Below are 13,344 nucleotides of genomic sequence, written 5' to 3'. Positions count from 1 at the left end.
GCCGCTGAGCGGTTGTCAAGGCGGGAAAGCGTGCCTTGACAACCGCTCAGCGGCCGTAGGTGAGCTTCGGATCGGGGTGCAGGGAGGGGGCTGGGTGCTGGCTGGCGTTGGTGGGTCTGTTGCGTTGGTGGGTGGGTGGGGGCGCAGCTGGAGGGCGTTGGCAGGGAGGTTGCGGTGGCGGGTGGGTGCGGTGGCGGGGAGGTTGCGGTGGTGGGTGGGTGCGCTAGAACTTGCTGCCCTGATCCTGCCCGTACGGTCCGGCCTGCCACTGCTGCGGCGTCAGCACCCGGCTGGTGTCGTGGGCGACGAACATCCACGGCCCCGAGTACGTGTTGTCGCTGAAGTGGTTGTTCTGGCCGAAGGTGATGGCCTGCTGCACCACGTCGCCCTTGTACGGGGACCAGTCGGGGTAGCTGCCGTAGTTGGACAGCACCGCCATGCGGCCGCAGAACTGCGTGCAGCCCAGGTGTGCCGGGTCGAAGGTGAAGGTGTTGTCGTGCACCGTCACGTTCTGCGTTTTCCAGCGGCAGTCGTCGTACAGCGGCTTCTGCGTGATGCCCGGCGCGCTGCACTGGGCCTTGGTGGCGAACGGCGTGCAGTAGCCCGTGGACGTGTTGGCCGGGCTGTTGCAGAAGCGGTCGGCGTTCTCCCACAGGGCGACGCCGCCCCAGTTGTCCCCGAAGGTGTTGCCGCCGATGTCGATCTGGTGCGTGCGCGCGCCCAGGCGGGGTTCGCCGCCGGACTCGGAGAGGTAGATCGTGGCGACGGGGAAGTTGTCGCCCTTGGCGGCGCGTGCGCGGCCGGCGACGAGGCCGTTGCGGCGGAACACGTTGTCGCTGACGGTGAGGTTGTGGCTGATCTCGTAGAACAGCGCCTCGGCGTCGTTGTCCTCGATCACGTTGTCCTGCACGAGGAAGTCGTTGTCGTTGGTGTCGGCCCACAAGCCGGGGCCGTGGTTGCCGTGCACCCAGTTGCCGGTGATGTCGGCGCCGTTCACGGCCCAGAACTTCACGCCGCCGCTGCAACCGCAGCCCGGCGACTTGGTCTCCCAGTCGTCGGTGTTGTTGCCGGTGATCTCGTTGCCCTCCAGCACGAGCCCGGTGATGCCGTCTCCGGAGCGGTAGGCGTTCATGCCGTACTGGCCGTTGTCCTTCAGGCAGCTGCGCCGGACTTCTTGCCGGTCGCCCGCCATCAGCGCGGCGCCGCGGTTGTCCTCGACGGTGCTGTCCTCCATGACCCAGTGCGTGCCCGAGTCGTGGTTCACCACACCCTGGTCCTGCGGCGCGGCGAAGCCCCGCACGGTGAGGCCGCGGATCGTCACGTCCTTGGCCTGCCCGGTGAACGCCGCCTGGTTCACCGTCTGTCCATCCAGGACCGCGCCCGGCGCGCCGAGGTAGGTGTCGCCGTCCTTGGGCTGGACCTGGCCGTACGCGTCGGTGCCGAGTGTGTGCGTGCCGGACTTGAGCCAGAACGTAGTGCCCGCCGGGTTCGCCTGCGTCAACGCGCCCAGGTCGTGCCCCGGCTCCACCACCACGGCCCCGTTGGGCGCCGAGCCGTACGCAGTGACTGCCTTGCCGCACACGGCCGCGGTATCGGCCGAGGCCGCGGACTCGGTCAGGCCGCTCGCCAGCAGCACCAGTCCCACGACGACGGCCAAGGTTCTACCCATGGCTCAACGCTACGAGCCTTCCGCGCCCGCGTAACTTCCCTGATGGGGGCCGCCAAGCGCCCTGACGGGTGAATTCCCCTTGCCGGACAACACATTTCGGCGAAGTTGCGCAATTGGTGGATCATTTCCGAAGTGGACTGATCATTGGAGGTTCGTCTTGCCCGGGTTCTGAGCCTGGTGGTGCTGCACCGACTCCGCGCCGTAGGAGTTGAACATCGCGTGGCGCTGGAACAGCCCGGCGTTGCCGTCGAGGTCGCGCCGCGCCGAATGAGACACGGTGCCAGAAACCCCTGCGGTTCACCTCACGTTCAACCGAGATGCCGATCACTCCGGCCGCGGAAAACCAGGTGACACCCGTAGGCCCGGCAGCGAGGCTGTCGCCCGTGCCCGACGACTTCACGCTCTCCCGCCGCTCCGCGATGCGCTGGAACGCCCCGCTCGACGAAACCCACGCCGCCTTGCTGCTCGACCGCCTCGACGTCACCGACGGCACCGTCGTAGACCTCGGCGCGGGGTGGGGTGAGCTGCTGATCCGCGCGGTCGACGGCACGGCCGCGCGCGGCATCGCCGTGGACACCGACGAGGTGGCGATCGAACGCGGCCGCCGCGCGGCGAAGGAACGCGGCGCCCAGGTCGAGTTCGTCGAGCAGGACGCCGCCGCCTGGCGGGGCCGCGCCGACCGCGCGCTCTGCATCGGCGCGTCCCACGCCTTCGGCGGCACCCGCCAGGCCCTGGCCGCCCTCGCCGGCGTCACCGACCACCTGCTCTACGGCGACGGCTGCTGGTCAGCCGACCCGACGCCCGCCGCCCACGAAATCTTCGGCGACGACGTCCTCCCGCTACCCGACCTCCTCGAAGCCTGCCGCGACACGGGCTGGCGCGTGCTCCACCTGAGCACCGCCGACCAGAGCGAATGGGACGACTTCGAGTCCACCTCCCGCGCCGGCCGGCTTCGTTGGCTGCTCGCAAACCCCGCCGACCCGCGCGCCGCCGAGACACGCGAGTGGCTCGACACCCGCGAACACGAGTACGTCACCGCCTACCGGGGTGTGTTGGGCTTCGCCTACCTGGTGCTGGTGAAGTAGCTCAGGCCTTGCGCCGGAACACCGGCTTCACCGGCCGCCCTCCCAGCCACGGCGACGGGTCGCCCGCGTCCAATGCCTTGCGGTAGACCACGCACGCCCCGGCCACGACCTCGACGGTGTGGTCGATGTCCGCGTCCGTCAGGGCGGCGCTGACCACGAAGGACGGGCCCAGCACGCCGCCCGTCACGAGCTGGCGCAGGAACAGCGTGCGGTAGTCCTGAGACGGCGCTCCGGACGCGTCGAGCGTGCCGAAGACCAGGTTGCTGTCGCGGCCGCGCACCACCACGTGGTCGGCCACGTCGTGCGACGCGGTTACCTCGCGCACACCGGCGGCCAGCCGCGCGCCCAGCGCGTGCAGCCGGGCGGTGACGTCCTCGGCCTCGTAGGTGTCCATCACGGCCATCGCCGCGGCGAGCGAGTGCGTCTCGGCGCCGTGGGTCGTGGACAGGAGGAACACGCGGTCGCGCGGGTCGCGCAGGCCGCCGAGTTCCATGAACTCGCGCTTGCCGGCCAGGGCTGACACGGCGAAGCCGTTGCCGAGCGCCTTGCCGAACGTCGAGAGGTCCGGCGTGACGCCGAACAGCCCCTGCGCGCCGTGCTCGGAGAAGCGGAAGCCGGTGATCATCTCGTCGAAGACCAGCAGCGCGCCGTAGCGGTGGGCGAGGTCGCGCAGACCCGCGAGGTACCCCGACGGCGGGTCCTGCTGCGTCGCCGCTTCGAGGATCAGGCACGCGACCTGCCCGTCGTGCTGCTGCAGCAGGGCCTCGGTCGCCGCGAGGTCGCCGTACGGGAACGGCACCGTCAGGTCCGTGATCTCACCCGGGATGCCCGCGGCCATGGCCGTGGTGCCGATGAACCAGTCGTCGGTGGAGAAGAACGCGTGGTCGGCGCACAACGCGACCAGCGGCCGGCCTGTCACGGCGCGCGCGAGCCGCAAGGCGGCCGTCGTCGCGTCGGAGCCGTTCTTGGTGAACTTGACCATGTCCGCGGTCGGCACGTTCTCGAGGAACCGCTCCGCGGCCTCGGCTTCCACAATGGACGGACGCGCGAAGTTGCTGCCCCGCTCGATCTCGCGGCGCACGGCCTCGGTCACGCGCGGATGGGCGTGCCCGAGGCTCACCGATCGCAGGCCCGAGCCGTACTCCACGTACTCGTTGCCGTCGACGTCCCACACGTGCGCGCCGCGGCCGTGGGAGATCACGGGCGCGAGGTGCTCGGGGTACTGGTCCTCACCCTTGGCGTAGGTGTGCGCGCCGCCGGGGATCACCCGGTGCAGCCGCTCGTTCGCGGCACGGGAGCGGGGCAGGTCCATTGTGGTCACCTTCTAGGTCTGCAGCGCCTCAGCCAGCGAGGGCGCGGTCTTGTCGCGTTCGGACATCAGCGTGGGCGGCAGCGGCCACGGGATGGCGAGTTCGGGGTCGTTATAGGCGATACTGACGTCTTCGTCCGGATTGTGCACGCGATCGATGCGATACGAGACATCAGCGATATCGGAAAGTGCTTGAAACCCGTGCGCGCACCCGGCCGGGATGTAAATGCTCACCTGGGTGTCCCCGGAAAGCCGAAATGTTTCCATCGCCCGGAAAGTCGGCGACTCCGGTCGCAGGTCCACGACCACGTCGAACACCTCGCCGAACGAGCACCGCACCAGCTTCGCCTCGCCGTCGCCCGAGCGCAGGTGCATCGCCCGCACCACGCCGCGAACGGACCGCGACACGCTGTCCTGCACGAACGCGTCCGGGTCGATGCCCGCCGACCGCGCGACGTCCGCGTCGAACGTGCGCGAGAAGAACCCGCGCTCGTCGCGGTGCGGCGTCGGCTGGAAGAGGATCAGGCCGGAGATCGCCGGCACGGGAATGGCTTTCATCGGGCCTCCGAAACGGGGAAGAGTGTGGAAGACAGCACGGCGAACTGGGATTTCAGACGTTGCTTGTTGTCCTCGTTGCGCTCGTCCAGCTTCGCTTTCAGCTCGGGCGCCCGGCTTTCCAGCTCCTCGAACTGCGCGATCAGCCGTGTGACGTCGACCGACCGCGCCTCCTGGCAGAACTCGCCGAGGCCCATTTCGGCCATCAGCACGTCGTTTTTCTTCGCGTAGCCGATCGCGACGGTCGGTTTCCCGGCCTTCAGCGCGCACAACACGTTGTGATAGCGCGTCGCCACGACCGAGCCGACCCCGGCCATCGCGGTCATCAGCTCGCCCAGCGAACTAGGTGGGGCCGCCGTGATCAACGGCGACCCCACGTCGGCCACGATCTCTTCCACGACCGCGAGGTCGGCCTGGTCGCCGATGAACAACCGCACCGGCCGTTCGCGCTCGACCAGGTAGCGCACGAACCGCGTCAGAGAATCCACATAGGACCGGTAGATCTCCTCGCCTTGCGCGCGGTCTTCGTTACCGCCGCGATAGGCCATCACCCCGACGCCGACGGCGCGGGGGTTTTCCTCCGCGGTGGGCGTGGGCAGCGCGAACGCCAGGTCCGGGTACACCCCGTCACCCGCTGTCCGCACACCCATGCCCGCCATGGCCGAGCGCGACAGCTCGTCGCGGTAGGACCGGTAAGCGGCGAGCTGCGCCGCCTGGCGCACCAGGAACCGGGTGGCCGGCATCGTGATCCGGTCGGCGCCCACGCTGACCAGCGCCACCTTGGTGCCGAACAGCCGCCCCAGGAGCGAAAGCAGGAACAACGCGTACGGGAATCCCCAAGGTCTTAAAGGGAGCGTCGCCTCCAGCACGCCCATGCCCGGCACGATCACCACGTGCTGGCGGCGCACCCACCGCGCCGTGCGCACCACGTCGACGAACTTCCCGAGCGCCTTCGTGGCGATCGCGCGCGGGCCGGCCGCCGTGCGGTACTCGTCGGAGTACCAGTTCAGCCGCACGGCCGGAATCCCGTAGCGCGTGCTGACGACGTCGGGCCCGCCGCAGAACGCCGTCACCACGGCGTCCGGGTGTTCCGCGCGCAGGAAACCGAGCACGGCTTCCAGCGATCCGTCGTTGCCGAGGTTGCCCGAGCCGAGGAGCCCGAACACACCGACGCGTGTGGTCACGAAACCCGCCGTTCGCGGCCGGCCACGACCAGGTCGACGGTCAGCGACAGCTCGTCGGCCGCCACCGGCGCGCGGTCCTCCACCCGCTCCCCACCGCCGCCCGGGCGCGCCCGGCTCGTGAACCACTCGACCAGTGCGAGGTAACAGGCCCGGCGTTCGCGCGAAGACAGCGGCGCCGTGCGGATGCCGTGCACGTAACCCCACACGTACTCGGCCAGCAGCCGTGCCGTCGGGTTCGTGATGGGGTTGCCGCGCTTGGGATCGAGGTTCGCGCACCGCGAGCGCTTGCTCGGGTTCGCGCGCTCGGCGCGGTCCGGGTGGTCGCGGCGGAAGTACAGCAGCTCCGGCACCTGGTAAAACGGCCCGTGCAGCGCCAGCTCGGCCACATACGTGCGGTCGGCGTGGTGGTAGCTGTCCATCGGCGTGACGCGGCGCAGCACGTCGGTGCGCATCACGGCGTAGAAGTCGTCGCCGCCGGGTTCGAACAGCAGGCTCTTGAACCGCGTCGCCGGCCGGGGCGCGTCGGTCTTGTGCACGTAGTCGAGCGGCACGGTCACCGCGCCGTTCTCGTCGATGATCGCCTGGTGCGAGTGGGCCACGATGACCTCGGGCCGCTCGTCGAGCACCGCGATGCACTTGGCCAGCAGTTCGCGCCCGTAGAGGTCGTCATGCGAGGCCCACTTGAACAGCTCGCCGCGCGCCATGTCGAGCAGCACGTTGTGGTTCGGCGTCGCGCCGATGTTGCGGGCCTGGCGCACGTAGCGGATGCGTGAGTCCTTCTGCGCGTACTGGCGGCAGATCTCCTCGGTGCCGTCGGCCGACGCGTTGTCGGAGATGACCAGTTCGAAGTCCTCGTACGTCTGACCGAGCAACGCGTCGAGCGCCTCGCCCAGGAACTCCTCGCCGTTGTACACGGGCAGACCGATGGTCAGCCGGGGAACCGTGCTCATCCCGTTCTCATTTCTGTCATTCCGTCTGACGCCGAATGAAGCTCTTCATGGCTGAACGAACCCGACACCGGGTGGAACTCGAGGGAATGCTCGCCGGTGCGCGGCGCCGGCGTGGTGGGCACGTTCTCAGTGATGGCGAAGTGGTCGCGCAGCGCGATCCGCAGCTGCCACCACCACACGGCCGAACCGGTGATCGTCGCGATCGCGACGCCCCACTCCGACCCGGCCGCACCGCCCAGAGCGGCGCCGATCAGGCCGAACACGACGTAGAACACCGAAGCGATCAGCTGCGAACGGAGGCTGCGCTTCGCCGTGCCCAGCGCCCGCAGACCCGCCGTCGCGCCCGTCGTGAAGCTCGCGCCGACCACGGCGAACGTGACCGGCAGGATCAGCAGCGACGAGGTGTCCCACAGTGAACCGAGCACGAACCGGCCGGCCTCGGCCGGGATGAGCAGCAGCAACCCGAGGCCCCACGCCAGCGCGGCCGCGGCCTGTACCCCGCCGAGGACCACGCAGAAGTGCCACAGCCGGTGCGGCGAGCGCTGCAGTACGCGCGCGCCCTCCGCCACCGTGACCAGCGAAAGCCCCATCAGCAACGCGAGGAACGGCCCGAGCAGCTGCTCCGCGCCGCGCACCGTGCCGACCGCGGCGAGGCCGGCGACCGCGCCCAGCCCATAGGCACGCAGCTGCGAAGATCCGCTGTTGCTCACGTTTTCCAGCAGGTAGCGCACGCCCAGCTCGCGGTGGTCGCGCAGCCACGAGCGCACCCCGCCCAGCCGCGGCAGCACGCTCGTCTGCACCCACCCGAACGCCGCCGCGACGCCGGCCGAACAGCCCCAGGCCAGCAGGAACGCGACCACGGTGCCGTACCGCGCACCGATCACCAGCGCCGGGAACAGCGCCACGGCCTGGATCCCGTCGTTCACGAACGCCTTCTGCCCGGTGCCCGCGGCGAAGAACCCGAACCGCCACGAGTCCTGCACCAGCAGGAACGGCAGCACCACACCGAGCGCCACGAACGCGCCGCCGAGCGAACCGCCCACGAGAAGTCCGAAAAGGACACTCACGATCCCGCTCGCGACACCCACGAGCAGCGCCGTGCCCACGGCCTGGCCGAGCGCCTCGCGCCAGCGTGACCTGGCGACACCGGAGAACCGCACCATCAGCGGGTCGGTGGCCAGGCCGCGTGAGACGTTGAGGATCACGCCGTAGGTGACCCACGCGATGCTGAACAGGCCGAACGCCGCCGCGCCCAGAGACCGCGCGACGTAGAGGCCCACCACGAAGTTGGTCAGGCTCGACACGGCCTGGTCGCCCAGGCCCCAGCTCAGCCGCCCCGCCATGGCGCGGACCGCCCGCGAACGCAGGATCGGAGGCACTCGGCCTCACTCCTTGAGCAGGCCGGCGACCTGCAAGGCCTGGGCCGCGGTGGCCACGGCGCCGAACGGCAGGCCCGCGCGTTCGGCGATGTCGAGGAGGCTGTGCTCGCCGTCGGAGTAGGACAGCACCCAGAGCATCGCCAGCTGCGCTTCCTTGGCGTCGCTGCGGCCGCCGAGCGAGTCGTACAGCCCGCGCTTGCCGAGCTGCGGTTCGCCGTACGGGCTGAGGTTCACGTAACGGCGGTTGCGCTCCAGCACGGAGAACGCCGTCTGCAGCGTGTCGAGCGTGTCCTCCATGGCCTCCGGCGAAACGAAGGCCGGGTTGTCGGCCGACGTGTGGTACTCCGGGTAGCCCGCGTACGGCGTGCGCGTCAGGGATCCGACGCCGAGGTTGAAGCCGGGGGAACAGAACTGCCGCTCGTCGTAGCCGTAGGGCGAGAACTCGCGGATCTCGTGCGGCTTGTCCTTGAGCACGTGCGCCATCACGCGGTCGATGTCCGCGTCACCGCGGCGGCTGCGCTTGTACGTGAGCGAGCCGCGGTCGCCGGCGCAGGCGAGCACCACGCCGTGCTTCACGCGGGCGACGTGCTCGACGTTGCGCGCGAGCCACGTGATCGCGCCGATCGTGCCCGGCATGAACAGGAAGCGGTACGTGAAGTGCGGCTTCTCGACTGCCAGCCCCTGAGCCAACGACACCGCCACCGCGATGCCCGCGAGGTTGTCGTTGGCCAGCGACGGGTGGCAGACGTGGCACGAGACGATCACCTCGTCGCTCACCTCGCCGGGCACCACGTGCTCGCCGTAGGTCAGCGAGCCGTCGGCCAGCGTCGAGTCGATCTTCACCTGGTAATCGCCCTCGGGCAACGCGTCGAGCACGTCCTGCGCGACGCAGAAACCCCAGGTGGGCGAGTAGTAGCTGGTGCGGTAGGGGACCCAGGAGGGGCTTTCGGGCAGCGTGTGCAGGCGCCCGCGCAGCTCGGCGAGGCTCATCGTCTCGTCCACCGGCACGCTGTAACCGACCACGTGCAGGTTCGACTCGCGGAAGTCGATCACGCGCCGGCCGGAGGCATCCGCGACGTACGCGTCGCGGATGTTCCACTCCTGCGGCACGGTCCAGTCCAGCACCTGCGTGCCGGTGGGCACCTCGTGCACCCGCAGGTCCAGGTGCTCACCGACGATCGCCAGCGTCTGCCGGACGCCGTCCCCCGTGATGCTGCGGCAGAGCGGGTACAGCCGCTCCACCAGCGCGTGCATCTCGCCCCCCGTGAGCATCAGCGCTGCCGCAGCGTGTCGTCGACGGCCCCCTCGGCCTGGCGGTCGGACAGCCAGTTGAGCCGCGTGAAGCGACGCTCGAACTGCTGCTTGGTGAGCTCGTAGGCCCGGTAGGCGTCGATCAGCTGCAGCGCGCCGTCCTTCACACCCCACTCGCACTCGAAGCCCGGGATCGCCTCGCGGAAGCGCGAGAAGTCCACGCGGTACGAGCGCGGGTCGGCGCCTGCCTCGCCGGTGATCCGCAGCTTGGAGCCCGGCACGGCCTCCACGACCTCCTGCGCGATCTCCGCCACCGTCACGTTGTTGCGCTCGGTGCCGATGTTGAACGCCTTGTTGTGCACGGCCTCGCGCGGCGCGTCGAGCGCGGCGATGAAGGCGCGGGCGATGTCACGCGCGTGGACCAGCGGCCGCCACGGCGTGCCGTCGGACAGCACGAGCACCTCGCCCGAGAGGTAGGCGTGGCCGACGAGGTTGTTGAGCACGATGTCCGCGCGCAGCCGCGGCGAGAAGCCGAACGCAGTCGCGTTGCGCATGTACACCGGAGTGAAGTCGACGTCCGCGAGCTTCGAAACCTCGTCCTCCACGCGCACCTTCGACTCCGCGTACGGTGTGACCGGCCGCAGCGGCGCGTCCTCGTCGACCAGGCCGCCGCCGCCCGAGGCGCCGTAGACCGAGCAGGTGGACGCGTAGAGGTACCGGCCGACGCCGGCGTCCTTGGCCAGCTGGGCGAGCCGGACCGACGCGTGGTGGTTGATGTCGTAGGTGAGCTCCGGCGCGAGCGAGCCCAGCGGGTCGTTCGACAGTGCGGCCAGGTGGATCACCGCGTCGAAGCCCTCGAGGTGCTCGGGCCGCACGTCGCGCAGGTCCACGTTGATCGTCGGCAGGTCCTTCGGCGCCGGGCCCAGCAGGCAGCTCGCGAAGAGCCCCGAGTCGAGGCCGACGACGTCGTGCCCGGCTTCGGTGAGCACCGGCGCCATCACCGTGCCGAGGTATCCCGTGTGCCCGGTCAGCAACACCCGCATGTCAGTCAGCCCCTCAGATCGAGAACGAATTTGTTCACTTCGAACGCTTCCGCGTACCGCTGCTGGCACTCGATGCCGCGGATGCGGGCGAGGCCCAGGAAGGCCTCGCGGTCGTACCAGGGGCGGTGCCGCTGGGAGGCGTAGTGCTCCTGCAGCAGCCGCACCTTCTGCTCGGCCAGCTCGTCCGCGAGCGGGACGTAGGCCGCCAGCCGGCCGAGGTCGCCGTCCCACTTCACGATCTCGTAGCCCAGCGCCAGGTACCCGCGGTAGACCGTGGGCACCAGCTGCGCGAGGCCGCGGTGGTCCTGGTGCGCGTCGAGGATGCGCGGTGCGAAGACCACGTCCGGGTCGGTGCGCTGCTTGAGCTCTTCCAGCGCGTTCTTGGCCTCGTCCCAGTGTGCCGGGAGGCGGCCGTCGGGGAGCTTCAGCACCGTGATGTCGAGGTCCGCACCCGGGCAGAACGCGGCGAGCGCGGCCCGTTCCTCGGCCTCGCGTTCGGTGCCGCCGCCCGACAGCACCAGCGCGTCGACGCGGATGCCGGGCCGCTGCTCGCAGATCGTGAGCAGCGTCCCGCCGGCGCCGATGGCGATGTCGTCGCAGTGCGCACCCAGCACCACGACACTGTCGAGCTTTTCCGCGCCGAGCTTGATCACGCGTGCACCCGGTCCCGTTCCCACAGCGCCCACGGCCGGTCGCCGCGGGTGTAGCCCTCGTCGAGCGCGAAGCGTTCCTTCACGGTGTCGGTCGGCTTCCAGAACCCGCGGTACGGGTAGGCCAGCAGCCGGCCGCGCTTGGCGAGCTCGCCGCAGCCGTCGGCGACGAGGTCGCCGTTTTCCGGGATGTGGTCGAAGATCTCCTGGCGCAGCACGAAGTACCCGCCGTTCTCCCACAGCGGCATGTCGCTGACCGGCGTGATCGCGCCGATGAGCCCGCCCTCGTCCATCTCCACGCAGTGGAACGACGACTGCGGCGGCACGACCATCATCGACGCGCCGGCGTCGGTCTGCTCGAAGCGCTCGACCATCTTGTCCAGCGGCGCGTCGGTGAGTACGTCGGCGTAGTTGGCGAGGAACATCTCGTCGCCGTCGAGGTACTCGCGCACGCGGCGCAGGCGTTCGCCGATCGGCGACTCGATGCCGGTCTGCACGAAGGAGATGGTCCAGTCGGAGATATCAGTGCTCAGGAGTTCCGGCTTGCCGTCGCGGAGCACGAAGTCGTTGGACGTCGTCTCCTTGTAGTTGAGGAAGAACTCCTTGATGTGGTGGGCGCCGTAGCCCAGGCACAGCACGAACTCGGTGTGACCGAAGTGCGCGTAGTAGCGCATCACGTGCCAGATCAGCGGTCTCGGGCCGACCATGGCCATCGGCTTGGGCACGTCGGAGGCGTCTCCGTTGCGCATCCGCATGCCGTAGCCACCGCAGAACAGGACTACCTTCACTGCTTCACCTCGACGATCTCGAGACGGGGGATCGGGAACACGAGCCGCCCGCCCCAGTCGTCTACATAGGACAGTTGTTCGGTGAGTTCCTTCCTGAGGTTCCAGGGAAGGACGAGGACGTAGTCGGGCTTGTCGGCCGCGATCCGCTCGGGTTCGAGGATCGGCACGCGCGTGCCCGGGGTGTACCGGCCGTGCTTGTACGGGTTGCGGTCGACGGTGTAGGCGAGCACGTCAGGTCGGATGCCGCAGTGGTTCAGCAGCGTGTTGCCCTTGCCGGGTGCGCCGTAGCCCACCACGGTCTTGCCCTCCTTGGCCGCCTTGACCAGGAATTCCAGCAGGTCGAGGCGCACGCGCGTGACGCGCTCGGCGAACTCGGTGTAGCCCGACAGCTCGTGCAGGCCCGCGGCCTTCTCGCGCTCCAGCACGTCGACCATCCGCGCGCTCGGCTCGCCGGCGACTTCCAGGGGCCGCGCCCACAGGCGGATCGAGCCACCGTGCGTCGGCAGCAGCTCGACGTCCACAACGGACAGTCCGCCGACCGCGAGCGCCCGGCGCGCGGATTCCACGGTGTAGTACTGGAAGTGCTCGTGGTAGATCGTGTCGTACTGGTTCTCGCTGATCAGCGTGAGCAGGTGCTGCACCTCGATGCTGACCCAGCCGTCGTCGGCCACCAGGGCGCGCAGGCCGTGGGTGAAGCCGATGATGTCGGGGATGTGCGCGTACACGTTGTTCGCCGCGACGAGGTCCGCCGGCCCGTGTTCCTCACGCACGTCGCGCCCCGTCTCGGGACTGAGGAACGCCGTCTTCGTCGGCACGCCCTTGTCGCGCGCCGCCTGCCCGACGTTCACCGACGGCTCGATGCCCAGGCACCGGATGCCCCGCTCGACGACGTGCTGCAGCAGGTAACCGTCGTTGCTCGCCACCTCGACCACGAACGAGCCAGGCCCCAGCCCGAGCCGTTCGGCCGATTCGGTGACGTAGGTTTTCGCGTGCTCGACCCACGAGGTCGAGTACGACGAGAAGTACGCGTAGTCGGTGAACGTGTCCTCGGGAGTGATCAGCGGGGGGATCTGCGCCAGCCAGCACTCCGTGCAGACCTGCAAGTGCAGCGGGTACGTGTTCTCGGGCTCGACCAGCTGTTCCGCGGTCAGGAACCGCTCACACGGCGGGGTCGCTCCGAGATCGACGACACTCACCAGAGCTGTCGAACCGCAGAGTCGGCATGTGGTCATCAACGGGCTCCTCGGCTCGCGGCTTGCGTGCTAGACACGTCGATGACCAGCGGGGGGTCGTTACAGCGAGCGTGTGAGGGGCGGACCACCGTTTTCCGAATGAGATGTGCTCGGCGCGCTTCGCAGCGCTTTTCCCGGCTTGTTCTCCTGGTGGGAGCGGGGGATTGGCGTGGTCTTTACCTTGCCCGGCGGCGTGTGCGACACAGCAACAGCCCCGCGCCGGGGTGCGGGAAAAACCCACGCACCCCG

13 protein-coding genes are annotated in these 13,344 nt (G+C 69.5%); 1 reads left to right on the top strand and 12 read right to left on the bottom strand.

What is annotated here, in order from left to right; genetic code table 11:
* Positions 1-223 precede the first annotated feature (223 nt).
* Positions 224-1,669 carry a right-handed parallel beta-helix repeat-containing protein gene (locus AB0383_RS31045; RefSeq protein WP_366189249.1) on the bottom strand — a complete coding sequence of 482 codons (1,446 nt, stop codon included), beginning with the start codon at positions 1,667-1,669 and terminating at the stop codon, positions 224-226.
* A 141-nt stretch (positions 1,670-1,810) separates the two neighbouring features.
* Positions 1,811-1,945, bottom strand: coding sequence for a hypothetical protein (locus tag AB0383_RS31040; RefSeq protein ID WP_364171419.1), 135 nt, complete (start codon positions 1,943-1,945; stop codon positions 1,811-1,813).
* 107 nt (positions 1,946-2,052) lie between these two features.
* Here AB0383_RS31040 and AB0383_RS31035 point away from each other — a divergent pair, with 107 nt between their 5' ends.
* A complete protein-coding gene (locus tag AB0383_RS31035; RefSeq protein WP_366189248.1) occupies positions 2,053-2,754 on the top strand; it encodes a class I SAM-dependent methyltransferase in 702 nt (233 codons plus the stop codon).
* 1 nt (position 2,755) lies between these two features.
* Here the strand turns inward: AB0383_RS31035 and AB0383_RS31030 are convergent, their stop codons facing one another.
* From AB0383_RS31030 to AB0383_RS30985, 10 genes are read right to left on the bottom strand one after another with little or no spacing between them, the layout of a single operon-like run.
* Entirely contained in the window at positions 2,756-4,066 is a 1,311-nt protein-coding gene (locus AB0383_RS31030; RefSeq protein ID WP_366189247.1) for a glutamate-1-semialdehyde 2,1-aminomutase, read from the bottom strand.
* A 12-nt stretch (positions 4,067-4,078) separates the two neighbouring features.
* Positions 4,079-4,621, bottom strand: a complete 543-nt coding sequence (rfbC, locus tag AB0383_RS31025) for a dTDP-4-dehydrorhamnose 3,5-epimerase (RefSeq protein ID WP_366189246.1) — start codon at positions 4,619-4,621, stop codon at positions 4,079-4,081.
* Positions 4,618-5,802 carry a polysaccharide pyruvyl transferase family protein gene (locus tag AB0383_RS31020; RefSeq protein WP_366189245.1) on the bottom strand — a complete coding sequence of 395 codons (1,185 nt, stop codon included), beginning with the start codon at positions 5,800-5,802 and terminating at the stop codon, positions 4,618-4,620. Before AB0383_RS31020 ends, rfbC begins: the two co-directional genes overlap by 4 nt.
* On the bottom strand, positions 5,799-6,752 hold the full coding sequence (locus AB0383_RS31015) for a glycosyltransferase family A protein (RefSeq protein ID WP_366189244.1): 954 nt from the start codon (positions 6,750-6,752) through the stop codon (positions 5,799-5,801). The genes AB0383_RS31020 and AB0383_RS31015 overlap by 4 nt, the downstream gene beginning before the upstream one ends.
* Positions 6,749-8,095, bottom strand: a complete 1,347-nt coding sequence (locus AB0383_RS31010; protein WP_364171991.1) for a hypothetical protein — start codon at positions 8,093-8,095, stop codon at positions 6,749-6,751. The genes AB0383_RS31015 and AB0383_RS31010 overlap by 4 nt, the downstream gene beginning before the upstream one ends.
* A 42-nt stretch (positions 8,096-8,137) precedes the next feature.
* Positions 8,138-9,403: a DUF4910 domain-containing protein gene (locus AB0383_RS31005; RefSeq protein WP_366189243.1), complete on the bottom strand. Its 1,266-nt coding sequence runs from the start codon at positions 9,401-9,403 to the stop codon at positions 8,138-8,140.
* Positions 9,403-10,425: an NAD(P)-dependent oxidoreductase gene (locus tag AB0383_RS31000; RefSeq protein WP_366189242.1), complete on the bottom strand. Its 1,023-nt coding sequence runs from the start codon at positions 10,423-10,425 to the stop codon at positions 9,403-9,405. Before AB0383_RS31000 ends, AB0383_RS31005 begins: the two co-directional genes overlap by 1 nt.
* 5 nt (positions 10,426-10,430) lie before the next feature.
* The gene (locus AB0383_RS30995) at positions 10,431-11,078 is read right to left on the bottom strand and encodes a PIG-L family deacetylase (RefSeq protein ID WP_366189241.1); all 648 of its coding nucleotides are present in this window, start codon (positions 11,076-11,078) and stop codon (positions 10,431-10,433) included.
* A complete protein-coding gene (locus tag AB0383_RS30990) occupies positions 11,075-11,863 on the bottom strand; it encodes a glucose-1-phosphate cytidylyltransferase (RefSeq protein WP_364171402.1) in 789 nt (262 codons plus the stop codon). The genes AB0383_RS30995 and AB0383_RS30990 overlap by 4 nt, the downstream gene beginning before the upstream one ends.
* Complete coding sequence (locus tag AB0383_RS30985) at positions 11,860-13,095, bottom strand: class I SAM-dependent methyltransferase (RefSeq protein ID WP_364171400.1); 1,236 nt, start codon at positions 13,093-13,095, stop codon at positions 11,860-11,862. The genes AB0383_RS30990 and AB0383_RS30985 overlap by 4 nt, the downstream gene beginning before the upstream one ends.
* Positions 13,096-13,344: the final 249 nt, after the last annotated feature.

This window comes from Amycolatopsis sp. NPDC051373, assembly GCF_040689465.1.
Lineage (GTDB): Bacteria > Actinomycetota > Actinomycetes > Mycobacteriales > Pseudonocardiaceae > Amycolatopsis.
Note: the sequence above shows the minus strand (reverse complement) of the source record. Positions and strands in the feature narration are given on the sequence as shown.